The organism is Fundidesulfovibrio sp. YSD1, from assembly GCF_055397115.1.
This window is the reverse complement of record NZ_AP043666.1, coordinates 1,322,628-1,343,529: the sequence shown is the minus strand read 5'-3', so window position 1 is coordinate 1,343,529 and position 20,902 is coordinate 1,322,628. Positions and strand designations below refer to the sequence as shown.

At 70.3% G+C, this 20,902-nt stretch carries 16 protein-coding genes; 8 read left to right on the top strand and 8 right to left on the bottom strand.

The features are described from left to right. Positions 1-8: 8 nt before the first annotated feature. The 3 genes from ACZ5V4_RS06265 to ACZ5V4_RS06255 are packed head-to-tail and all read right to left on the bottom strand — an operon-like array spanning position 9 to position 1,726. Positions 9-314, bottom strand: coding sequence for a hypothetical protein (locus tag ACZ5V4_RS06265; protein ID WP_464317320.1), 306 nt, complete (start codon positions 312-314; stop codon positions 9-11). Between the two features lie 4 nt (positions 315-318). After that, positions 319-744, bottom strand: coding sequence for a hypothetical protein (locus ACZ5V4_RS06260; RefSeq protein ID WP_464317319.1), 426 nt, complete (start codon positions 742-744; stop codon positions 319-321). Next, the gene (locus ACZ5V4_RS06255) at positions 737-1,726 is read right to left on the bottom strand and encodes a 4Fe-4S dicluster domain-containing protein (RefSeq protein ID WP_464317318.1); all 990 of its coding nucleotides are present in this window, start codon (positions 1,724-1,726) and stop codon (positions 737-739) included. The genes ACZ5V4_RS06260 and ACZ5V4_RS06255 overlap by 8 nt, the downstream gene beginning before the upstream one ends. 139 nt (positions 1,727-1,865) lie before the next feature. Here ACZ5V4_RS06255 and ACZ5V4_RS06250 point away from each other — a divergent pair, with 139 nt between their 5' ends. Continuing rightward, positions 1,866-3,242, top strand: coding sequence for a sigma-54 interaction domain-containing protein (locus tag ACZ5V4_RS06250; protein ID WP_464317317.1), 1,377 nt, complete (start codon positions 1,866-1,868; stop codon positions 3,240-3,242). 4 nt (positions 3,243-3,246) lie between these two features. Here the strand turns inward: ACZ5V4_RS06250 and ACZ5V4_RS06245 are convergent, their stop codons facing one another. After that, positions 3,247-4,521, bottom strand: coding sequence for an L-serine ammonia-lyase, iron-sulfur-dependent, subunit alpha (locus ACZ5V4_RS06245; RefSeq protein WP_464317316.1), 1,275 nt, complete (start codon positions 4,519-4,521; stop codon positions 3,247-3,249). Between the two features lie 133 nt (positions 4,522-4,654). Between ACZ5V4_RS06245 and ACZ5V4_RS06240 the strand changes: the two genes are divergently transcribed. From ACZ5V4_RS06240 to ACZ5V4_RS06220, 5 genes are all read left to right on the top strand, one after another. Beyond that, positions 4,655-6,505, top strand: a complete 1,851-nt coding sequence (locus ACZ5V4_RS06240) for an autotransporter assembly complex protein TamA (RefSeq protein ID WP_464317315.1) — start codon at positions 4,655-4,657, stop codon at positions 6,503-6,505. Positions 6,506-6,517: 12 nt separating this feature from the next. Further along, on the top strand, positions 6,518-10,627 hold the full coding sequence (locus ACZ5V4_RS06235; protein ID WP_464317314.1) for a translocation/assembly module TamB domain-containing protein: 4,110 nt from the start codon (positions 6,518-6,520) through the stop codon (positions 10,625-10,627). A gap of 56 nt (positions 10,628-10,683) precedes the next feature. After that, positions 10,684-11,280 (top strand): peptidylprolyl isomerase, encoded by a 597-nt coding sequence (locus ACZ5V4_RS06230; protein WP_464317313.1) that lies wholly within the window; start codon positions 10,684-10,686, stop codon positions 11,278-11,280. Positions 11,281-11,378: 98 nt separating this feature from the next. After that, complete coding sequence (locus ACZ5V4_RS06225) at positions 11,379-11,852, top strand: CBS domain-containing protein (RefSeq protein WP_464317312.1); 474 nt, start codon at positions 11,379-11,381, stop codon at positions 11,850-11,852. After that, positions 11,853-13,178 (top strand): ArsB/NhaD family transporter, encoded by a 1,326-nt coding sequence (locus ACZ5V4_RS06220; RefSeq protein WP_464317311.1) that lies wholly within the window; start codon positions 11,853-11,855, stop codon positions 13,176-13,178. A gap of 85 nt (positions 13,179-13,263) precedes the next feature. Here the strand turns inward: ACZ5V4_RS06220 and ACZ5V4_RS06215 are convergent, their stop codons facing one another. Next, positions 13,264-13,806, bottom strand: coding sequence for a hypothetical protein (locus tag ACZ5V4_RS06215; protein ID WP_464317310.1), 543 nt, complete (start codon positions 13,804-13,806; stop codon positions 13,264-13,266). 144 nt (positions 13,807-13,950) lie between these two features. Here ACZ5V4_RS06215 and ACZ5V4_RS06210 point away from each other — a divergent pair, with 144 nt between their 5' ends. Next, complete coding sequence (locus ACZ5V4_RS06210; protein ID WP_464317309.1) at positions 13,951-14,421, top strand: DUF3124 domain-containing protein; 471 nt, start codon at positions 13,951-13,953, stop codon at positions 14,419-14,421. Positions 14,422-14,506: 85 nt separating this feature from the next. On the opposite strand, the gene ACZ5V4_RS06205 is transcribed toward ACZ5V4_RS06210, so the two are convergent. The 3 genes from ACZ5V4_RS06205 to ACZ5V4_RS06195 are packed head-to-tail and all read right to left on the bottom strand — an operon-like array spanning position 14,507 to position 19,815. Then, the gene (locus ACZ5V4_RS06205; RefSeq protein WP_464317308.1) at positions 14,507-18,004 is read right to left on the bottom strand and encodes an efflux RND transporter permease subunit; all 3,498 of its coding nucleotides are present in this window, start codon (positions 18,002-18,004) and stop codon (positions 14,507-14,509) included. A 9-nt stretch (positions 18,005-18,013) separates the two neighbouring features. Beyond that, positions 18,014-19,162 (bottom strand): efflux RND transporter periplasmic adaptor subunit, encoded by a 1,149-nt coding sequence (locus tag ACZ5V4_RS06200; RefSeq protein ID WP_464317307.1) that lies wholly within the window; start codon positions 19,160-19,162, stop codon positions 18,014-18,016. Continuing rightward, complete coding sequence (locus ACZ5V4_RS06195; RefSeq protein ID WP_464317306.1) at positions 19,159-19,815, bottom strand: TetR/AcrR family transcriptional regulator; 657 nt, start codon at positions 19,813-19,815, stop codon at positions 19,159-19,161. The genes ACZ5V4_RS06200 and ACZ5V4_RS06195 overlap by 4 nt, the downstream gene beginning before the upstream one ends. A gap of 126 nt (positions 19,816-19,941) precedes the next feature. Here ACZ5V4_RS06195 and ACZ5V4_RS06190 point away from each other — a divergent pair, with 126 nt between their 5' ends. Continuing rightward, a complete protein-coding gene (locus ACZ5V4_RS06190) occupies positions 19,942-20,892 on the top strand; it encodes a hypothetical protein (RefSeq protein ID WP_464317305.1) in 951 nt (316 codons plus the stop codon). Positions 20,893-20,902: the final 10 nt, after the last annotated feature.

Here is a 20,902-nt window from a genome sequence, read left to right as displayed (position 1 = left end):
GAGGGCGGTCAGAACTTGCCCATCATGCCCGGGGAGAGCACCCAGGGCTTGTCCTTGCCGAAGTCGTCGCGGACCATGTCCCAGCCCTGCTGGAAGTGGTAGCCCTTGGTCACGGTGTCGTAGTCGTGGCAGCCCTGGGCTCCGCAGGTCTGCCGGGTGGAGACGGGCTTGTCGGCGTTCTCGCCCGTCACGGGGTTGATCACTGAGCCGTCCTCGGCGCGCAGGAAGAACGGCGGGCAGGCAGACTTGGCCCATGCTGCCGTGGAGAGCGCGCAGACGATCACCAACGCGAAAATCACCCTTGCCGCGAACATCGCATCACCTCCCTTGCATTGCAGCCGCCCTGCGGGGGCGGCGTCCGGTCAAGGCCGCCAGGGCCGCGATACCGAGCGCCATGGCCGCGCCCAGGTGGGTCCAGTCGATGAGCATCACCGCCGTGGGCGAAAAGCTCACGTCGGGCAGGTTCTTGAGTACGCGCACGGCCCCGGTGACGACGAGCGCCGCCAGGATGGCCAGGCGCGCGCGCCCCAGGCTCGCGGCCTCCCCCAGGAAGACGCGCCGGGCGAGCCAGAAGAGCAGCGCGGCCGCGCCCAGGTAGTGCAGGCGGTGGGTGAAGAAGTAGTCGGCCGTCCAGGCCAGGCCCGGAACGTCCGCGATGTAGTAGCGCTTGAAGATGGGCATCTGGGCGATGCCCGATACGGCCAGAACCGCGACCGTCCAGCGGTAGATCGAAAGCCTAGTCATGGCGGGCCTCCCCGTTCCTGAAGACCTTGCGCGCACCCTTGAGGAAGGCCGAGGCCGCCCCGGCCAGCGGGGCCAGCATCACGGCCCAGGCCAGCGTGTTGGACCCGGCCATCACGTCGGCGGCCTTGGCCAGGTCCGGCTTTCCCGGCCCCGTGGCCTTGGCCCGGGCCAGGGCGTCATTCAATTTCTCGAAGGGCACGGGCGAGAGGTAGACGGTGTTGGTGCCGCCGTTCTCCTCCAGGCCGTAGAGGTAGCCTCCGCCGTCCTTGGCCGCCTTCTTCGCCATGGCCACGATCCCGGCGCGCGGGCCGATAACCTGCACGCCCTGCGGGCAGGCCTCGATGCAGGCGGGCGCCCCGCCCTTGGCCACGCGCTCCTTGCAGCGGTCGCACTTGTACATCACGCCGTTGCCCGCCATGGACGGCAAGAGGTCCAGGTAGAGGCCCACGCCGGTCTGGCGCTGGGGGATGGACCAGGGGCAGACGTCGCGGCACTTGGCCCCGCCCAGGCAGATGTCCGCGTTGATGGCCACGATGCCGTTGGCCTGCTTGGCGGCCGCGCCCCAGGGACAGAGGTTGGCGCAGGGCGGGTTGACGCAGTGCATGCAGCGCCTGGGCACGTGCACCTCGCGTCCGTCGACGCTGGCGCTCTGGATGTAGAGCCAGTTGTAGGGGGTCAGGCGGTCGTCCACGCCGCGCTTGTCCGAGAAGTCCTCGGCCTTGACGCGCGGCGGGTACATCCTGGGAAAGGGCTTGGCCGGGCCGGGGAACTTGGCCTTGTTGGCCTCCCGGCAGCCTTCCACGCACGCGCCGCAGCCGATGCACTTGCTTAAGTCCAGAAAGGTGGCCAGTTCCTGGCCGGTTTCGGGCAGGGCCGCCGCACGGGAGCGCTCCGGGAGAAGCGCGGCCGCGCCGCCCAGGCCCAGGGCCTTGAACAGCGTCCTGCGGGAGAACGTCGCTTTGGGGTCGATGGAGGTGAGCATGCTCCGGATGAGCAGGGACCGTGCCTGTGCACAACCGCTCGGAAAGACATGCGAAGACCTGCGCGTCCTTGCTATTTTTGGTGTATATGCATACACATGTGATTATGCATATGCATAACAAGCCGGAGAGAGAGGGCGCATGGACATAAGCGCACACTGGCAGGACATCTGCCACGCCATCCAGGAGGGCGTCTTCCTGGTGGACCCCACGGGGCGCATCGTCATGGTCAACGACGCCATGGCCAGGCTCACCGGGTTCAGCCGCGAGGAGTTGACGGGCAGGAGCTGCAAGATTTTCGATTGCGACGCCTGCGAGGCCAGCCGCCGCAAGAGCGGGGAGAGTTGGTGCGAGCTCTTCGCCGGGCGGCCTTCCAGGCCGAGGCGCTGCCTGATCGTGCGCAAGGACGGGCTGCGCGTGCCGGTGTTCAAGAACCAGTCGCTGATCCGCGACTCGGAGGGCAAGGTCATCGGCGCGGTGGAGAGCGTGATGGACCTAAGCGAGCTCGACCGCCTGGAGGGCAAGGTGGTGGAGCTCTCGCGCCTTTTGGGCGAGCCGGACGCGTTTTATGGCATGGTCGGGCACTCGCCCGTGATGCGCGGGCTCTTCGAGGTGCTGGAAAAGGCCGCGCGCTCTGGCCTGCCCGTGCTTCTCCTGGGCGAGTCCGGCACGGGCAAGGAGCTGGCGGCCAGGGCCATCCACGAGCTCGGCGGGCGCGCGGGAGGCCCCTTCGTGCAGCTCAACTGCGCCGCGCTCAACGAGTCGCTTCTCGAGAGCGAACTCTTCGGGCACGCGCGCGGGGCCTTCACCGGCGCGCTGCGCCACAGGCGCGGCCGCTTCGAGGAGGCCCACGGCGGGGACATCTTCCTGGACGAGATAGGCGACGCGCCGCTCTCCATCCAGACCAAGCTTTTGCGCGTGCTGGAGACAAAGACCATCGAGCGCGTGGGAGAGAACAGGCCCGTGCCCGTGGACGTGCGGCTGATCGCGGCCACGCACCAGGACCTGCGCGCGCTCATGGCCGAGGGCCGCTTCCGGCAGGACTTCTACTACCGCGTGGGCGTGATCCCCGTTGAGTTGCCGCCGCTTCGCGCGCGCATGGAGGACGTGCCCCTGCTCGCCGCGCACTTTTTGCGCCAGATCGCCCAGCGCACGGGCAGGCCCGAGGCGGCCGTGTCGCCGGGCGCCATGCGCGTGCTCACGGGGCATCCGTGGCCGGGCAACGTGCGCGAGCTGAAAAGCGCCCTGGAGTACGCGGCCATGCTGGCCGACTCCGGCAGGATCGAGGAGTGCCACCTGCCCGCGTCGCTGAGCGGGCAGGCGGGAGCCTGCCCAGGGCCCGGGGCGTTTTCGCAACCGGCGCTGCCGCAGGACGAGAAGGCAGCGCTCGTGGAGGCCCTGCGCCAGGCGGGCGGCAACAAGAGCAGGGCCGCGCGCATCCTCGGCGTGACCAGGCTCACCGTGGCCAACCGGATGCGCAAACACGGCGTGGCCTGCGACAAGGTGGTGTCGGGCTAGCGGCTCAGATATCGCAGGCCTTGCGCATGATGCGCAGCACCGTGGCGTCCACGGCGGAGAAGCCCATGGTGCACAGCTCGCCCACCGAGGCGGTGTTGGCCGAGAACTCCGGGCCGATCACTCCCTCCTGGCCCGTGATCCTGAAGCCCTTGAGCGCGAGCATGGCCGCCGAGTGGGCCTCGGCTGCGGCCGTGGCCACCTTGAGCGCGCAGGAGGCCTTGGCCCCGTCGCAGATCATGCCCGTGAGCGCGGCCATGACGTAGCCCGCCGCGGCCTCGGCCTGGGCCGCGTCGCCCCCGGCCAGGCGCACCAGCGCGGCCGAGGCTCCGGCCCCGGCGGCCACGGTGCAGCCGCACACCGGGGTCAGCCTGCCGGTCTTGACCTTGATGGCCCCGGTCACCAGGTGGCTGAGCGCCAGCGACTGCGCCAGGGCGTCGTCCGCGCAGCCCCACTCCATGGCGGCCAGGGCGGGCGGGATGATGGCCGTGAGCCCGTGGTTGCCGCTCCCGGCGCTGCTCATCACGGGCATGTCGCCCCCGGCCATGCGCACGTCGGCCGCTGCGGCCGCGAAAGCCTTCACGCGCATGCCGAGCCCCTCCGAGCCGAAAAGCGAATAGAGCCCGTGGCCGACGCCGAGCCCCCACGGTCGTTCGATGCCCTGGCGGGCCACGCCCATGTTCATGCGCGCGCCCTCGAGCATGAAGGCGCGCACGTCCTCGCCGACCTCGGAGGCCGCGCGCCACAACCCGGCGAAGTCCAGCCGGGCCAGGTCGCGCAGGTAGGCGGGCACGCCGGACTGGGACTCGCCCTCGTCGCTTTCGCGCACCGTGCGCCCGTCTCGGCGCACCTCCACCACGTTGTCGTGCCGGTGGGCCACGATGGCCGTGACGCTGCCGCCCTGGCGCAGAAGCTCCACCTCCACGTAGACGCTTGGCACCTCGGGCAGCACCTCCTGGGTCACGCGCCCGGCCTCGAGCAAGGCCCGGGCCTGCCCGACGGCCTGGGCGTCCAGGTTGGCGAGCGTCTGCATCGGGCTCTCCGGGTCGCCCTTCAGCGCGCCCAGCGCGGCGGCCAGCAGGTTGCCCTTGAGCCCGCCCGTGCCGGGGATGCCCACGCTCGCCCCGTTCTTGAACACGTTGGAGGACAGGCGCAGATGGATGTGCCTGGGCGCGCCCTCCATCTGGCTGGCGGCTACGGCCGCGGCGTAGGCCACCGCGCCGGGCTCGGTGCAGCCGAGGGCGGGTTTGACTTCGTGGCGGAAGAAGCTGTCGAGGTCCATGTCGGGGCTCCTGAGGCCGGATTGCGCCGTGCGCGCGGGCTTTCGCCTACCGCAAGGCGCTCGCCCCGTCCAGAAAATCGCCTGTCCGGACATGCGGCGTTGCCTCCGTGGCGCATCCGGTTTAAAGGGTGGCATGCATTCAAAACCGGTCCTGCGCGTGGCGCTTGCCCTGCTGGCCGTGTGCGCGGCGCTGCTGGCGGCCCCGTGCGCGCCCAGGGCGCAGGACGCCAAGGATTCCTCCGAAGCCAGGCAGGACAAGCCCAAGCTGCGCTACGCCGTGAGCTTCACGGGCGTGGCGGACAAGGCCCTCGCGGACCTGCTCGCCTCTGTCTCCACCACGGCCTCCATGGCGGACAAGCCCGTGGACAACCTCTTCCTCCTGCGCGGGCGAGCCCGGGGCGACCTGGACAAGCTGAAGAAGGCCATGGCTTCCCGGGGCTATTTCGCGGCCCGGGCCAGCGTGAACGTGGACGAGGCCGCGACCCCGGTGCGCGTGGTCTTCGACGTGGAGCCCGGGGACGCGTTCATCCTCAAATGGGTGGACGTGGAGCTCTCCGCCGAATCCGAGCCCGTGCGCTTCCCCCTGCCCGAAGCCGCCGCCCTGGGCCTGACCCTGGACCAGCCCGGGATTTCCAAGGACATCGTGGCCGCCGAGGGCAAGCTCACGTCCTACTTCCGCAACAAGGGCCACCCCTTCGCGGTGGTGGCCCGGCGCAAGGCCGTGGCGGACTTCAAGGAACACACCCTGCACGTGACCTACGTCGTCACGCCGGGGCCCTACGCCGTGTTCGGGCGCACGGAGTTCAAGGGCCTGAAGGACGTCAAGGAGGACCTGCTCACCCCGCTCATCCCCTGGAAGGAGGGCGACGAGTACCGCCAGGACCAAGTGGACCTTTTCGAGCAGCGCCTGGCCGACCTGGGGCTCTTCGCCAAGGCCTCGGCCGCGCCGGGCAAGAAGCTGGAGGACCGGGACAAGGCCGTGATCGAGGCCTCGGTCACGGAGCGCAAGCAGCGCACCTTCAAGGGCGGCCTGACCTACAACACCGACGACGGCCCGGGCGCGCGCGTCTCCTGGGAGCACCGCAACCTCTTCGGGCGCGGCGAGCGGCTGCGCCTGCACGCGGCGGTATCGCAGGTGAGCAAGGTGCTGGAGGCCAAGTTCGAGAACCCCTTCTTCCTGGACCAGAAGCAGCGCCTGCTGGCCGGGGTGCGGATCGCCGACGAGGACACCAAGGCCTTCCACGGCCAGAACGCCACGGCCGAGGTCAAGGTGTCGCGCAAGCTGGGCGAGCACGTCACGGCCGAAGCGGGAGTGGGCTACCGCTCGAGCCTGGTCTACGACGACGCGGCGAACCCGGACGCCAGCAACACGCGTTACAACCTGGCCTCCATCCCCCTGGGGCTCGCGCTGGACACCCGCGACGACGCGCTGGACCCCACCAAAGGCCTGCTCGCCTCGGCCACGGTCACGCCGCACATCGGCGTGAGCGGCGACAACCTCAATTTCGTCAAGGCCCTGCTCGCGGGCTCGTTCTATTTGAGCTTCACGGAGAAATCCCGGGTGGTCCTGGCCGCGCGGGCCTCGGCGGGCAGCATAAGCGGCGTGTCCGCCTCCAAGCTCGTGCCGCCGGACGTGCGCTTCTACGCGGGCGGCAGCGGCTCCATTCGCGGCTACGCCTACCAGACCGTGGGCCCCCTGCGCGGGGACAAGCCCCTGGGCGGGCGCTCGATCTTCGACTTCGGGGCCGAGCTACGCGTGCGCCTGACCGAAATGTTCGGGCTCGTGGCCTTCCTGGACGGCGGCAACACCTACGAGACCGTCTACCCGGACCCGGGCAAGGGCATACTTGCTGGCGCGGGACTGGGCCTGCGCGTGTTCACGCCCATCGGGCCCTTCCGGGTGGACGTGGCCACGCCGCTCTACCGCAGGGACAAGGTGGACGACGTTTTCCAGCTCTACATAAGCATCGGCCAGGCCTTCTGAGGCGGGGAACGCATGAAGCTTCGCATCGGAAAAAAGGAGCTTTTGAAGGCGCTCAAGTGGGCGGGCTGGGGCCTTGGAGGGCTCGTCGCGCTCCTCGCGCTGGCCTTCGCGGGCCTGCAGACGCCCTGGGCCAAGCGCGCCGGGGCCGACGCGCTGGCCGGGCTTCTTGATCGCGAACTGGGCTGGAAGGCCGAGATTGGCGGGGTGGAGGGATTCCTGCCCCTGAGCCTGCGCGTGGCCTCGCTTCGCCTGGCGGACGCCCAGGGACCCTGGCTTGCGCTCGACGGGTTGGAAGTCTCCCTGACCCCCTGGCCCTTCGGGGAGGGCGCCGCCACCGCGGGCGTGCGCATCGGGCGCGTGGACCTCTCCCGCGCCCCGGTACTGCCGCCGGACCAGGGGCCGCCGCCCGAGCCCTCGCGTCCCCTGGCCTTCCTGGATTCCCTGGCCCCTGTGCCCGTGGAGGCGAGGGCGAGCCTGGAGATCGTGCAATTTCACCTCGGCAAGGCCCTCGCCGGGGTCGAACTCTCGGGCAACGCGTCGCTCCTGGCCTCGGCCAAGGGCGGGGGCGTGAACGCCCGGGTTGGCTGCGAGCTTTCCGGCCAAGCGCCCACTCGGTTGGACCTGGTGGCCGGGCTCGACCCGGTGGCGCGCTCCGCCACGCTCAGCGTCAACCTCAAGGAGGCCCCCAACGGGCTGGCGGCCACCCTGGCCGGGCTCAAGGACGCCGGGGAGCTCGCCGCGTCGGTGGAGGGCGGCGGCCCGCTCTCGGACTGGAAGGCCGCGCTGGCGGTCCGCCTGGCCGGAAGCGACGCCCTCGCCGGGACGCTCGGCGCGGGGCTGGGAGCGACCTCGGCCGACGACGCGCGCTTCACGCTCTCGCTCACGGCAGCTCCCGCGCTCCTGCCGCTTCCCGCCGAGGCGCGCGAGGCCCTGGGGGACAAGCCCTCCGTGGCCTTCGCGGGCATGCTCGTCTCCAAGGGGCTGCCGGGCGTGGAGTGGCGGCTCCTGATCGAGAGCCTCACCCTTGAGGCCAAGGCCGCGAGCGCCCGCGTCACGGGCGACACCGGCCCCATGGGTTTGGCCCCCAGGCTTTCCTTCGAGGCCCGCACCTCGGGCCAAGCCGGCGCGGGGCTGCCCGAGGCCCTGGCCAAGGCCCCGGTGGCCGTGGAGGGCGCCCTGGAGGCGGACGTGGACTCGCAGGGGCCGCTCACGGCCAGCCTCAAGGTGTCCTCCAGGGACCTGGGCGCGGTGCTCGCCCCCCTGGGCGTGGACCTGGGCGGGGCGGCGGGCGTCTCGCTTTCGGCCAAGGGAAACCTGAAATCACAGGATTTTTCTGCCACCCTGACCACCGGCCTCACGGGCCTTGCCCCCGGCAAGGCAGGGCTCGGCCAGGCGATCGGCCGCGCGCTCGGGGCCGAGGCCGCGCTTCGCCTGGAAGCCGGGCTCACCGGCGGGCGCGAGGCGAAACTGGCCTCGCTCGAATTTACCAGCTCGGGCGTGCGCCTCTCGGCCTCGGGCGCGGCCGACATCGAGACCATGGCCCTGGACGTGCGCGCCGAGGCCCAGGCCCCGGACCTTTCGGCGTTCTCGCTTTTGGCCGGGAGCGAGCTTTCGGGCTCGGCCACCGTGAAGGTGGCGGCCGCTGGCCCGGCGAAAACGCCCAAGGTTGAGCTCAACGTGGCGGCGTCCAGGCTGGCCGTGGACGCCACGCGCCTGGATTCGGCCGTGCTCGATCTGACCACCGCGCCGTCCGGGAAGGCCCTCACGGGCAAGCTGGCGGCCACGGCCGAGCGCCAGGGCGGCAAGCTCGCGCTGTCCACGGCCTTCGGCTTGGAGGGGAACAAGCTCTCGCTCACCGGCCTGCGCGCCTCGGGGCCCGGGCTCGAGGCCTCCGGGGCCGTGGACGCGGACATCGCCCGTCCGCTGGCCAGCGGCGCGCTCAAGGCCTCGGCGGACCTTGCAAAGCTGGGGGCGTTTCTCGGGCGCAAGATGGCCGGACGGACCACGCTTGATTTGAATCTCGCCGCGTCCGGGCCGCGCCAGGACGTGAGCGCGCGCGTGGAGGCCGCCGGGGTCGCCGTGGCCGACGCCTCGGTGGGCCGGGCCGCGCTCGAGTGTTCGCTCACCGACGTGCTGGCCGCCCCCAAGGGCGCGCTTTCCGCCACCGCCGCGAACGTGCGCGCGGGCGCGGCCATGGTGGACAAGGCCGAGGCGCGCGTGAGCGGCGACGGCCGCGAGGCCGCCTTCCAGGTTTCGGCCTCGGGCACGATCCAGGAGCGCTTCGAGGCCGCCCTGGCCGGGAGCTTCGCCCAGGCCCCCGGCGGGGGCAGGCTCTCGCTCGCCAAACTGGACGCCAAGGCCTACGGGGCGACGCTTGCGCTCGCGCGCCCTGTCACGGCCTCCTTCGCGCCGGGCAAGGCGAGCCTGGAGGACCTGGCGCTCTCCCTGGACAAGGCCTCCATCACCGCCTCGGGCAGGCTCGCGGCGGGCAGGGTGGAGGGCTCGGCCCGGGTGGACTCCTTCCCCCTGGCGCTTCTGGAGAAGGCCGGGCTGCCCGCGCTCACGGGCACGGCCCAGGCCCAGGTGGACCTGTCCGGGGCGGCGAAGTCCCCTCAGGTGGCGGCCCAGGCCAAGGTGGAGAACGTGCTCGCCCCGGCCCGGGAGGGCGCGGCCGCGCCGCCGCTCTCCCTGAGCGCCCGGGCGGAGATCTCCTCCGGCAAGCTGGACGCCGCCTGCCAGCTCTCCGCCGGGCCGGGCGCGCGCCTGGACGCCACGGCCGCGCTGCCCGTGAAGTTCTCCCTCGAACCCTTCGCCTTCGTGATCCCGCCTGCCGCGCCCCTGGACGCCACGCTCAAGGGCGGGGTGGACCTGGCCCAGGCCGCCGCGCTCTCCGGGGACGAATCCTTGAGCCTCAAGGGCAGCCTCAAGGCGGACTTCACGGCAACGGGCCGCCTGGACGCCCCGCAGCTCTCGGGCGCGGCCACCCTGGAGGGCGGCGAAGCGGCCTACGCCCTCACCGGCACCTTCCTGCGCGAGATCGCCCTGGACCTGCGCGCCCAGGGCGCGGCCGTGACCATCGAGCGCTTCTCGGCCAGGGACGCCGGGCAGGGCAGCTTCAGCCTGACCGGCAAGGCCGACGCGGCCCCGGGCTCGGGCAACCCCTTCGAGGCGGCCGTGCGCATCGACAAGTTCACGCCCGTGCGCATGGACCTGGCCACGGCCACCCTGTCGGCCAACGTCGACGTCAAGGGCGGCGCGAGCGGGGCCAAGGCCGTGGGGACCGTGAACGTGGGGCCGGTGGAGGTGAACCTGCCCGACCGCGTGCCGCCCGACGCCACGCCCATAGAGGTGGAGCGCGCCGGGGCGAAAAAGCCAGCTGCGCCCGCCGGGCCGGCGAGCCAGCCGTTTCGGACCGAACTCGACGTGGCCGTGGACTTCCCGGGCCGGGTGTTCGTGCGCGGGCTCGGGCTCGACTCCATGTGGGCCGGCGCGCTTCGCGTGCGCGGGGACGCGGCCGCGCCCGAGATCGAGGGCGGCATCCGCATCGTGCGCGGCCAGCTGGACTTCTTCGGCAAGAACCTGAACCTGGCCCGGGGCGAGGTGACCTTCCACGGCGCCACCCCGCCGGTGCCCATGCTGGACATGGAAGCCCAGACCAAGGCAGGGGACATCACGGCGAGCATCCTGGTCACGGGTCCGGCGGCCAAGCCCAACATCACCTTCGCCTCGGACCCGGCCGTGCCGCGCGACGAGATACTGGCCCGGGTGCTCTTCGGCCAGAGCGTCTCCTCGCTCACGCCGCCCCAGGCGCTCCAGCTGGCCCAGGCCGTGGCCACGCTCTCCGGCGCGGGCGGGTCGCTGGACGTGCTGGGCAAGACGCGAAAGCTCGCCGGGCTCGACTACCTGGGGGTCAAGTCCTCGGGCCAGGGCATCGGCCAAAGCTCGGTGGCGGCGGGCAAGTACATCGCCGACGGCGTGTACGTGGAGGCCAGCCAGGGCCTGGGCGCGCAGAGCGGGGCCGTGTCCGTGGAGATCGACGTGACCAAGAACATCACCGTGGAATCGCGCATGGGCCTGGACTCCAAGACGGGCGTGGGCGTGAACTGGAAGTTCGACTACTGACGCCCCGAGGCCTCGGTCCCCGGGCGTTCGCAATCCAAAACGGAAGAGGTATGCCGATGAGACGACTGTTTTCGCTGTTCGTTTTCTCCGCTTTCACCCTGGCGCTCTGCGCGGGCGGCCCCGCCGGGGCGACCTGGGCCGCCGGAGGCAAGAGCTACGTGAAGCTCGCCACCACCAAGGGCGACATCGTCCTGGAGCTGGACGGCGACAAGGCCCCGGAAACGGTGGAGAACTTCCTGAGCTACGTGAAGGCGGGCTACTACGACGGCCTGATCTTCCACCGGGTGATCGACGGCTTCATGATCCAGGGCGGAGGCATGGACAAGTCCATGGAGCCCAGGCAGACGCGTGGCCCCATCAAGAACGAGGCCGCCAACGGGCTCAAGAACGAGGCCTACACCGTGGCCATGGCCCGCACCGGCGACCCCCACTCGGCCACCGGGCAGTTCTTCATCAACGTGAAAAACAACACCGGGCTGAACCACACCGGCCAGACCCCCGCGGGCTGGGGCTACGCCGTGTTCGGCAAGGTGGTGGAGGGCAAGGAGGTGGTGGACGCCATCAAGGCCGTGCCCACCACGACCAAGGGCCCCTACGCCGACGTGCCGCGCGAGCCCGTGGAGATCCTGAAGGCCCAGGTGATCGAGCGGTAAGGGACGCCAGCCGCACGCCGGACGCGACCGCGCCCGGCGGCCCCTCTCAACAATCCGTCCGCCCGGCCCCCGGCCGGGCGGTGTTTCGAGGAGGCCTCATGCACGTCTCGGAGATGATGCGCACGGACCTGGTGACCGTGGCCCCGGACACCCCCTTTGAAAAGCTCTTGTGGCTGCAGGCGTGCAAGCCCATGCGCCAGGTCTACGTGGTGGACGGGCAGGGCAGGATGCAGGGCATGCTCACGAGCTACGACCTGCTCTCGGCCATGGCCCCCTTCTACGTGGACTCCAACCTGGCCCGGGCACTGGCCGACGACGTGGCCGTGATCCGGCGCGCCTTCGAGGCCAGCTCCGGCAAGACCGCCCGGGACGTCATGGTCACGGAGGTCCTCTCGCTGAAACCCACGGACACCTTCCTCGAGGCAGACCTGCTCATCCGCGAGAAGGGCGGCAACGCGCTGCCCGTGCTGGACGGCGAGGGCAGGCTGCTGGGCGAGGTCACGCGCAAGGCGATCCTGCGCTACATCGCGCTTCACGTCCTGGGGCTCGACTGCGGCGGGGAGGGGAGATAGGTGTTCTGGATCGCAACGGGAATTTTCGTCACCTGCTACGCGGTCATCGTTTCCGAGAAAATCCACAAGACCAAGGTCGCGCTCTTCGGCGCGGCGCTCACGCTCGTCCTCAAGGTGCTCACCCAGCACGACGCCCTGCACGACATGGACACGGGCGTGGACTGGAACGTCATCTTCCTGCTCATCTCCATGATGATCATCGTGAACATCATGACCAAGACCGGCGTGTTCCAGTACGTGGCCGTGAAGGCGGCCAAGCTGGGCAGGGGCGATCCCTTCAGGATCATGGCCATCTTTGCCGTGGTCACGGCCCTGGCCTCGGCCTTCCTGGACAACGTGACCACCGTGCTGCTCCTGGCCCCGGTGACGCTGCTCATCGCCCAGGAGCTCGAGGTCGATCCCGTGCCCTACCTGATCACCGAGGCCCTGGCCTCCAACATCGGGGGCACGGCCACGCTCATAGGCGATCCGCCCAACATCATGATCGCCTCGAAGGCCGGGTTCACGTTCATGGACTTCATCTACCACCTCACCCCGGCGATCATCGTGATCATGGCCGTGTGGATGCTCGCGTGGAAGATCGTCTTCGGCCGCAGGCTCAGGGTGCGCGAGGAGCTCAAGGAGCGCGTCATGTCCATGGACGAGGGCGCGCTCATCAGGGACCCGGCGCTGCTGAAGAAGTCCGGCTCGGTGCTTACGCTGACCATCCTGGGCTTCGTGCTGCACGGGGCGCTGGGCTACGAGCCCGCCACGGTGGCGCTCATGGGCGCGGCCACGCTGCTCCTGGTCTCCGGCGAGGACCCGCACCGCGCCCTGGCCGAGGTGGAGTGGTCCACGATCTTCTTCTTCATCGGGCTCTTCATCATCATCGGCGGCACGGTGAAAGTGGGGCTCATCGAGATGATGAGCCAGAAGATGATCGACCTCACCGGCCCGACCAGGGACGACATGTTCGTGCTCTCCATGGTCATGGTCTGGTTTTCGGCCTTCGCCTCGGCCATCGTGGACAACATCCCCTTCGTGGCCACCATGAACCCCCTGCTGGCGGGCATGGCGGACAAGGTGCTCGGCGGTTCGGGCGTCGAGGCGCTCAAGCACCCGACCATGCTGCCCGTGTGGTGGTCGCTGGCCCTGGGCGCGTGCCTGGGCGGCAACGGCACGGCCATCGGGGCCTCGGCCAACGTCATCGTGGTGGGCATGAGCGAGAAGGCCGGGCACAAGATCACCTTCGTGCGCTTCATGAAGTACGGCATCCCGGTGATGCTGCTCACCGTGGCGCTGTCCATGGCCTACGTCTGGCTGCGCTACTACGTGCTGGGCTGGTAGGGGGGAGCCGGGGCGGGAGGAAACGCGAAACCCCGGCCCGGCCGGGGTTTTCGCCGCGTTGGCGGGAAGGCGGGCGCGCCGGGCTTCAGACGGCGCAGAGCCCCACGCTCCTGATGATGGCGTCGTAGACACCGGCCGCGTCGATCACGCCGATGGTGGCGTCGCCGTCGGTTACGAGCAGGTAGTCCCGCCTGCGCAGCACCATGAGGTCCATGGCCACGTCCAGGGAGGCGGAGGCGTCCACGGTCTCCTCCTTGTCCGGGCGGCGCAGCAGGCTCCCCACGGTGGCGGCGGAGGCCACGGCGGAGATGGCCTCCAGGGATTCGTGGATCAGCTTGTAGCGCTCCACGAACATCTCCAGCAGGCCCGGGCTGACGCCCTTGTCCTCCACGTCGGAGAAGAAGCCCTCCTGGGCGTACTTGGGGTTCAGCCCGCAGAGCAGGTCCACCATGCCGAGCACCCCGGCGACCTGGCCGGAATCGTCGCGGACCGCCACCAGCAAGGGCACGGGGGCGTTCATGGCGCTTCGCTTGAGCGCCTCGGCCGCGTCCAGAAGGCACGTCTTCATCCCCACGGAAGGCAGATCCCCGGCGGGGGTCATTATCTTCGTCACCGGCGTGGTCTGCATGCTTGGTCCTCCTGGCGGGCCGTTTCCACCTGGACTACCCCAGCGCGCCTGCCCGAGGCAAGAGCGCCCGGCACTTTCGGGTTGCCCGCCCGCTCGGGCGTGCTGTACCCTGCGCCGAGCAAGACGCGCCAGCAAGGAGCAACCATGACCCGCGCACTCCGCACAATCCTCGTCCTGGCGGCCCTGGCCCTGAGCCTCCCGGCCGCGCTCCACGCCGCCGAAGGGCTCTCGCGCGGCCAGACCCTCTACGTGCCGTGCTATTCGCACATCTACCACGGCATCAAGACCCGGCCCATCGACCTGACCATCACGCTCTCGGTGCGCAACACCGACCCCGCGCGCGCCGTGACCCTGACCTCCGTGGACTACCACGACACCACGGGCAAGCTGGTGAAGCGCCACCTGGACGCGCCCATGCGCCTGGAACCCCTGATGACGGCCGAGTTCATCGTGGGCCAGACCGACACCTCGGGCGGCTCCGGGGCGAACTTCATGGTGCGCTGGCAGGCCGAAACCCCTGCCAGCCCCGTTTTCGTGGAGGCCGTGATGATCGGCACCAGCGCCCAGCAGGGCATCTCCTTCACCAGCCAGGGCCGCGTCGTGCCCGAGAAGTGAGCAATCGCCCCGCCCCCGGGCGGACATGCAGACGCGAAAGGCGCTCCCCGGGGAGCGCCTTTCTTTTTCCGGCGGCGCCGGGCCCTCAACGCACGGCCTTCAGGTCGAAGGCGGCGATGGCGTAGAGCACGGGCACCATGAGGAGCGTCACGAAAGTGGCCACTGCGAGCCCGCCGATCTGGGCGTAGCACAGGGGCTCCCAGAGCGGGCCGCCGTTTTTCGCCAGGGGGAAGAGCGCGGTGACCGTGGCGCCCACGGTGATCAGCACGGGGCGAAGCCGCAGGATGCCCGCGTCCAGGATGGCCTGGCGCAGGGGCTCGCCCTCCTTGAGCTTCTCCTCGATGAAGTCGAAGAGCACGATCACGTGGCTGACGATGACCCCGATCAGGCTCGCGATGCCCAGAAAGGCCATGAACCCGAAGGGCTGGCCCATGATCGAGAGCGAGGCGAAGGCCCCGGCCATGCCGTAGGGGATGGCCCCGAACACCAAAAGCGGCTTCACCGCGTTCTTGAACTGAAACAGAAGCGCCAGGTAGATCATGGCCACGGACACGCCCATGACCATGGCCATCTCCGCGAATCCCTTGACCTGCTCCTCGTATTCCCCGCCGATGACCAGCTGGTAGCCGGGCGGCAGGTCCTTGCGCAGGGCCTCGATGGCGGGCATGGCCGCCGCGACCACCTCCGAGGCAAGCACGCCCGGCAGGGGGAAGCAGGAGACGGTCACGGTTCGGAAGTGGTTGCGCCTGGCCACGCGCTCCGGGTCCATGCCCCAGGAGACGTCCGCCACCTGGGTCAGGGGCAGCTTGTGCCCGGCGTTCTGGGGGTAGACGTAGAGGTTGGCTATGTCCGAGAGCTTGGAGCGCTCCTCGGCGCGCAGCCTGAGCGACACCGGCGTCAAGAGCCTGCCCTCGCGCAGGGTGGTCACGGCGAGCCCGTTCAGGGCCAGCGAGGTGGAGCGCGAGATGTCCTGGTTGGAAGCCCCGGACAGGGCGGCCTTGTCCGGGTCGATGTTCAGGCGCGCGGCGAAGCGGTAGCCGCCCCAGTTGTCGCTGACGCGGTCCGCCGTGTCCATGGCCAGAAACACCCGCTTCATGCGTTCGGCGAGTTCGCGCAGCGCGGCCCCGTCCTCGCCGGAGATGCGCACCTGCACGGGGATGCCCACGGGCGGGCCGCTCTCAAGGCGGCGCACGTCCACGCGCGCGCCCGGGATTTCGCGGCGCAGGGCCTCCTGCAGGGGGTCGCAGAAGCGCTCCGTGACCTCCTTGTCGCGCACCTCCACCAGTATCTGCGCGTAGTTGGGCATCTTGAGCTCCGGCGTCACCGAGAACCAGAAGCGCGGGCCTCCGCCGCCGATGAAGGTGGTCAGGGACCTGAGCGGGTCGGCGTGGGCCTTGTCGGATTCGCCGAAGCGCGTGGCCTCGCGCAGCACGGCCTGTTCCACCTCGGCCGCTGTCCTGGCGGTGAGGTCGATGGGCGCGTCCTCGGGCAGGGTCACGTCCACGTAGGAGAGGTAGGAGCGGTCGATGGGGAAGAACATGGGCTTGAGCAGGCTCTTGGCCCAGAACCCGGCGGCCAGAAGGACCAGCGACGCGGCGAAGGCCTTCCAGCGGTTGTCGATGAGCCAGCCGCCCAGGCGGTAGTAGAACCTGGCGAAGCCCTTCGAGGGGTCGGGCTTGGCGTTCTCGGGCCTGAGCAGGTAGTAGCCCAAAAGCGGGATGAAGCTCATGGACACGACGCGCGAGGCCACCAGCGAGCAGGTGACCACCACGGGCAGGCTGTAGAGGAAGCGGCCCTTGTCGCCCGAGAGCAGCAGGAAGGGCAGGTAGGCCACGATGTTGGTGATGGTGGCGTAGAGGATGGCCTTGGCCAGGCGGGTGGGGCCGGTCCAGGCCGCCCTGTCGCGCGGTATCCCCGCCGAGAGGTCGCGCTTGATGGCGTCGCCCGCCACCACGGGATCGTCCACCAGAAGCCCCAGGGCGATGATCAGCGAGGCGATGGAGATCTGCTGGAGGTCAATGCCCAGCATGTGCATCATGCCGAAGGTCATGGCCAGGGTGATGGGGATTGAGAGCGCCATGAGCAGCGCCGAGCGCCACTCCCTGAAGCCGATGGCCGCCACCAGCACCACCAGGGCCACGGCCTCGTAGAGGCTGTTCATGAACAGGTCCACGCTCTGCGTGACCTGCCTGGGCTGGTCGGACGTGCGCGCCACGATCAGGTCCTCGGGCAGGCGCTCGGCGGCGAGCTTCAGGGCCTGGTCCACGGCCTGGGAGAAGCGCGCGATCTGCTCGCCCGAGCGCATGGTCACGGCCAGGGTCACGGCCTTGGCCGTGCGCCAACGGCCGGAGGCGTCGCGCCCGGTGAAGCGGTTCACGGTGTCCGGGGGCGTCTCGTGGGCGCGCTCGATGTCCACCAGGTCGCGCAGGTAGAGGCCCTCGGCTATGAGCGTGGCCCCGAGCTCGCGCTCGGAGGAGTACTCGCCCGTGGGGTCCAGGGCCACGTTGCGCCCGGCGAAGTCGGCCACGCCGCCGCTGGGCACGATGTTGCGGCCAGCGAAGGCGTCGCGGATGCGCCAGGGCTGTATGCCGTAGGCGGCCAGGCGCTCCTGGGAGTAGTCCAGGTGGATGGTTTCCGGGCGCACCCCCCAGCGCGTGACCTTGGCCACCTCGGGCACGGCGCGCAGGGTGCGGGCCAGCGCCTCCGAGAATTCCTCCAGGTCCTTGTTGCCGTACTTGTCCCCGGCCTCGCGCTCGAACACGGCGCGCGCCTCGCCCGGGTCCGCGAGCACGATGGGCGGCCAGATGTCCGGGTGCAGTTCGGAGTGCCTGATGTCCGAGTAGGCGAACTCCATGGCCAGCGAGCGCAGCTCGCCCGGCGTCATGGCCGTGGCCGCGTCCAGCACCACCATGCCCGGCTCCGAGGCCGAGCGCGCCTCCGACACGCCGGGCAGGGCGCGCACGTGGGCCGTGAACAGGCCGAGCTTGCGCTCCACCTGGGCCTGGGGAACCCCGGCGGGAACCACCAGGGCCAGGGAGAGGCGCGCGCCCGCGTCGCCGCCGCGCAGGCTCCGGATGAGCCTGGCGGCCTGGTCCGCCCGGACGGCGGCCTCGGCGGGCGTGGCCCTGGGCGAGGCCACGGTGAGCATGAGCGTTGCCGTGTCGCCGAAATCCTTGAGGAAGACCGCCGGGCCCGCCCCGTCGGGCAGGTTCTTGATGGAGGCGAGCTTCAGGTTGATGTCGTCCAGCACCTCGGCGGTCTGGGCGATCTCGTCGCGCAGCTTCACGCGCACCACCGACATGCCCGTGCGGCTCACGGACTCGATGCGGTCCACCTTGTCGTTCTCGGCCACGCGCTCCTCGATGACGCGCGTGACCAGCTCCTCCACCTTTTCCGCGCGCACCCCGGGCCAGGAGCAGAGCACCGCGCACACGCGCACGGGGATCTCCGGGTCCTTGCGCTGGGGCATCTTCACGTAGCCGAACACGCCCCAGGCCAGCACGGCCACGAGCAGCACCCAGGACACGTGGCGGTGCTCCACGAAGAAGCGCGAGAGGTTGCGTTTGTCCTGCACGTCGGACATGGCCTGCTCCTAGCGGATCACGCGCACTTCCTGGCCGTCCGCGGCCAGGGTGGTGCCCCGGGTGATCACCTGCTCGCCCGGGATCAGACCGGCCAGGATGGTGACCATGTCCCCCGCGACCCCGGCCACGGTGACGCTTCGCACCCTGGCGAAGGTCCGGCCGTCCTTCTCGCTCAGCACGTGGACCACGAAGTCCCCTCCCTGGCCCGGCCTGGCCAGGGCGTGCAGGGGCACGGCCGCCAGGGCCTGGGAGCGCGAGCGCCCGCCCAGCGACACCGAGGCCACCATGCCGTCCTTCAGGGCCTGGCCCGGGTTGGGGATGGTCAGTTCCACGTCGAAGGTGCGGCTCTTGGGGTCGGCCGAGGGCGAGACCGCCGTGACCGTCCCCGTGAACTCGCGGCCGGGCAGGGCGTCCACGGCCACGGCCAGGGCGTCGCCCGGGCGCACGCGCGCTATGTCCTGGTCGGGCAGGCCGAACACGGCCTTGACGCTCGATATGTCGGCCAGCAGGAAGGCCACGCTGCCCTGGTTCACCAGGGAGCCACGCTCCACGTCGCGGCGCACCACCACCGCGTCCAGGGGCGAGGCCAGCGCGCTGTCGCGCAGGTTGATCTCGGCCTGTTCGAGCGCGGCGCGGGCCTGGTCGGCCTTGGCCTGGGCCACGCCCAGGCGCTCCTGGGTGCGGTCGAACTCGCTTCGCGAGATCACCTGGCCCGCGATGAGCTTGGCGTTGCGCTCCTGGTCGCGCCTGGCCAGGGCCAGCGAGGCCTGCGCCTCCTCCAGGGTGGAGCGGGCCTGGGCCAGCCTGGCCTTGTAGTCCGCGTCGCGCAGGCGGGTGAGCACCTGGCCCCGGGACACGGGGCTGCCCTTGTCCAGGGCCCTGGGGTCGATGAACTCCACGTAGCCCGGCACCTTGAAGGCCAGGCTGACCTGCTCGCGCGCGGCGAGCACCGCCGAGTAGCGGCTGGCCTGGGCGGACTGTCCCGCTTGTCCCGCTTGGCCCCCGTGGCCGCCCGGAGCGGCAACGGCGGCCACGGGCTGCACCGTGACGGGCAGCGGGGGCTTCTCCGGGGTGCGCTCTCGGGCGCAGGCAACGCACAGGGCCAGGGCGGCCAGGGTGGAGAGGACGAGCAGTGCGCGGCGAATCTGGCGTGTCATATTTGTTCCCCTTCCTGCCGGAGGCGGCCCAGGTTCTGGCGCACGGCCTCGAGCCCGGCCAGGGAGAACGCGGCGATGTGTTCGGCCAGGCGGTCCACGTCGGCCTGGTCGTAGGTCATCTCGGGATATATGAGCGCGATCATGGAGCGGTTCTGGCCGTGGAAGAGCGTCTGCCCGGCGAGGGAGCCCGCGCAGTGGCGCACGGTCTCGTCCGGAGCGGGGCCGACCAGTTCGCGGATCAGGCCTTCGAGCTCGTCCCTGATGGGGAGCATGAAGCGCTCTACCAGGGGCGTGAGCGCCGGGCTCGGGTTGCTGAACTCCAGCCAGAAGAGCCTGCTCATGCGCGCGAACTCGGGATCGCCCGGAAAGCTCAGGCGCAGGAGGTTGCGGATGAAGCGCGCCAGGCGCAGCTGGGGCGTGGGAAGCTCGTCCAGGCCTTCCTGGGTGGGGTAGCGCTCGTGGCAGGTGCTCATGATGTTCTCGAGCACCGCCGCGTGCAGGGCGTCCTTGGAGCCGAAGTGGTAGTTCACGGCGGCCACGTTGGCCTCCGCCCTGGCGCAGATGTCACGGATGGTCGCCGCCTGGTGGCCCTTCTCCAGGAAGACGTCCATGGCCGCCTCCATGATGCGGGTGCGCGTGTCGCCCTGATCCATGTCAAACCTCGTTTCAATCATCGATTCAAACATTGTTTAACAAGGGGGACGGCAACGGTCAAGCGCTTTCGACGCGCGCGTCCGGGCGTTGGCATTTCGGGCGCGCGGGGCTATGCTGCCCGGCGCATGACAATCGAATCCTTCTGGCACCTCATCGTCTGGCCTCTGCTTAAGCTCCTGGCCTCGCTCAGCGTGAGCCTCCTGGTGGCCAACCTCATCGAGACGCTGAATTGGACGCGCCTGCTGGCCCGGTTCGCAAAGCCTCTCACGCGCGCCGGGCACATGCAGGACGTGGTGGGCGCGAGCTTCTCCCTGGCGTTTTTTTCCGGCATGGCCGCCAACACCATGCTGGCCGAGGCCCACCAGCAGGGCAGGCTCACGGACCGCGAGCTGGTTCTGGCCAACCTCTTCAACTCGCTGCCGACCTACTTCCTGCACCTGCCGACCATGCTCTTCGTGGCCACGCCCTTCCTCGGCCCGGCGGCGGCCGTGTACGTGGGCCTGACCTTCGGCGCGGCGGTGCTGCGCTCGCTCTTGATCGTGCTGGCCGGGCGCTGCCTGCTGCCCGCGCGGGAAGAGGGCTGCCTGGAGTGCCAGCTGCCGGACAGGGGGCCCACCTGGCGCGAGGCCCTGGCCAAGAGTTGGCGGCGCTTCAAGAAGCGCATCGCCAAGATCTGCCTGATCACGGCGCCCATCTACGCGGCCATGGTCCTGCTCAACTCGTGGGGGTTCTTCGCGCAGGCGGAGCGTTTCATCGGGCAGTACCTGTCCTTCATGGACTGGCTCTCGCCCAAGGCCGCGTCCATCGTGGTCTTCGGCATGGCCGCCGAGTTCACCGCCGGGCTGGCCGCGGCCGGGGCGCTTCTCCAGGGCGGGGAGCTGCCCATGAAGGAGGTTGTCCTGGCGCTCCTGGTGGGCAACCTGCTCTCCACGCCCATGCGCGCCTTCCGCCACCAGTTCCCGTACTATGCGGGCATCTTCAAGCCCGCCCTGGCCATGAAGCTCATCGTGCACAACCAGGCCTTCCGGGCGGTGAGCCTCGTGGCCGCCGCCGTGGCCTTCCACTTCCTGACCTAGGGCCGCCCCG

Bases quoted from the DNA above. Each gene is read 5' to 3' on its own strand.
- ACZ5V4_RS06265 (WP_464317320.1), bottom strand. From the start codon at position 314: ATGTTCGCGGCAAGGGTGATTTTCGCGTTGGTGATCGTCTGCGCGCTC.
- ACZ5V4_RS06205 (WP_464317308.1), bottom strand. From the start codon at position 18,004: ATGTCCGACGTGCAGGACAAACGCAACCTCTCGCGCTTCTTCGTGGAG.
- ACZ5V4_RS06210 (WP_464317309.1), top strand. From the start codon at position 13,951: ATGACCCGCGCACTCCGCACAATCCTCGTCCTGGCGGCCCTGGCCCTG.
- ACZ5V4_RS06245 (WP_464317316.1), bottom strand. From the start codon at position 4,521: ATGGACCTCGACAGCTTCTTCCGCCACGAAGTCAAACCCGCCCTCGGC.
- ACZ5V4_RS06225 (WP_464317312.1), top strand. From the start codon at position 11,379: ATGCACGTCTCGGAGATGATGCGCACGGACCTGGTGACCGTGGCCCCG.
- ACZ5V4_RS06255 (WP_464317318.1), bottom strand. From the start codon at position 1,726: ATGCTCACCTCCATCGACCCCAAAGCGACGTTCTCCCGCAGGACGCTG.
- ACZ5V4_RS06190 (WP_464317305.1), top strand. From the start codon at position 19,942: ATGACAATCGAATCCTTCTGGCACCTCATCGTCTGGCCTCTGCTTAAG.
- ACZ5V4_RS06235 (WP_464317314.1), top strand. From the start codon at position 6,518: ATGAAGCTTCGCATCGGAAAAAAGGAGCTTTTGAAGGCGCTCAAGTGG.
- ACZ5V4_RS06260 (WP_464317319.1), bottom strand. From the start codon at position 744: ATGACTAGGCTTTCGATCTACCGCTGGACGGTCGCGGTTCTGGCCGTA.
- ACZ5V4_RS06240 (WP_464317315.1), top strand. From the start codon at position 4,655: ATGCATTCAAAACCGGTCCTGCGCGTGGCGCTTGCCCTGCTGGCCGTG.
- ACZ5V4_RS06230 (WP_464317313.1), top strand. From the start codon at position 10,684: ATGAGACGACTGTTTTCGCTGTTCGTTTTCTCCGCTTTCACCCTGGCG.
- ACZ5V4_RS06200 (WP_464317307.1), bottom strand. From the start codon at position 19,162: ATGACACGCCAGATTCGCCGCGCACTGCTCGTCCTCTCCACCCTGGCC.
- ACZ5V4_RS06195 (WP_464317306.1), bottom strand. From the start codon at position 19,815: ATGGATCAGGGCGACACGCGCACCCGCATCATGGAGGCGGCCATGGAC.
- ACZ5V4_RS06215 (WP_464317310.1), bottom strand. From the start codon at position 13,806: ATGCAGACCACGCCGGTGACGAAGATAATGACCCCCGCCGGGGATCTG.
- ACZ5V4_RS06250 (WP_464317317.1), top strand. From the start codon at position 1,866: ATGGACATAAGCGCACACTGGCAGGACATCTGCCACGCCATCCAGGAG.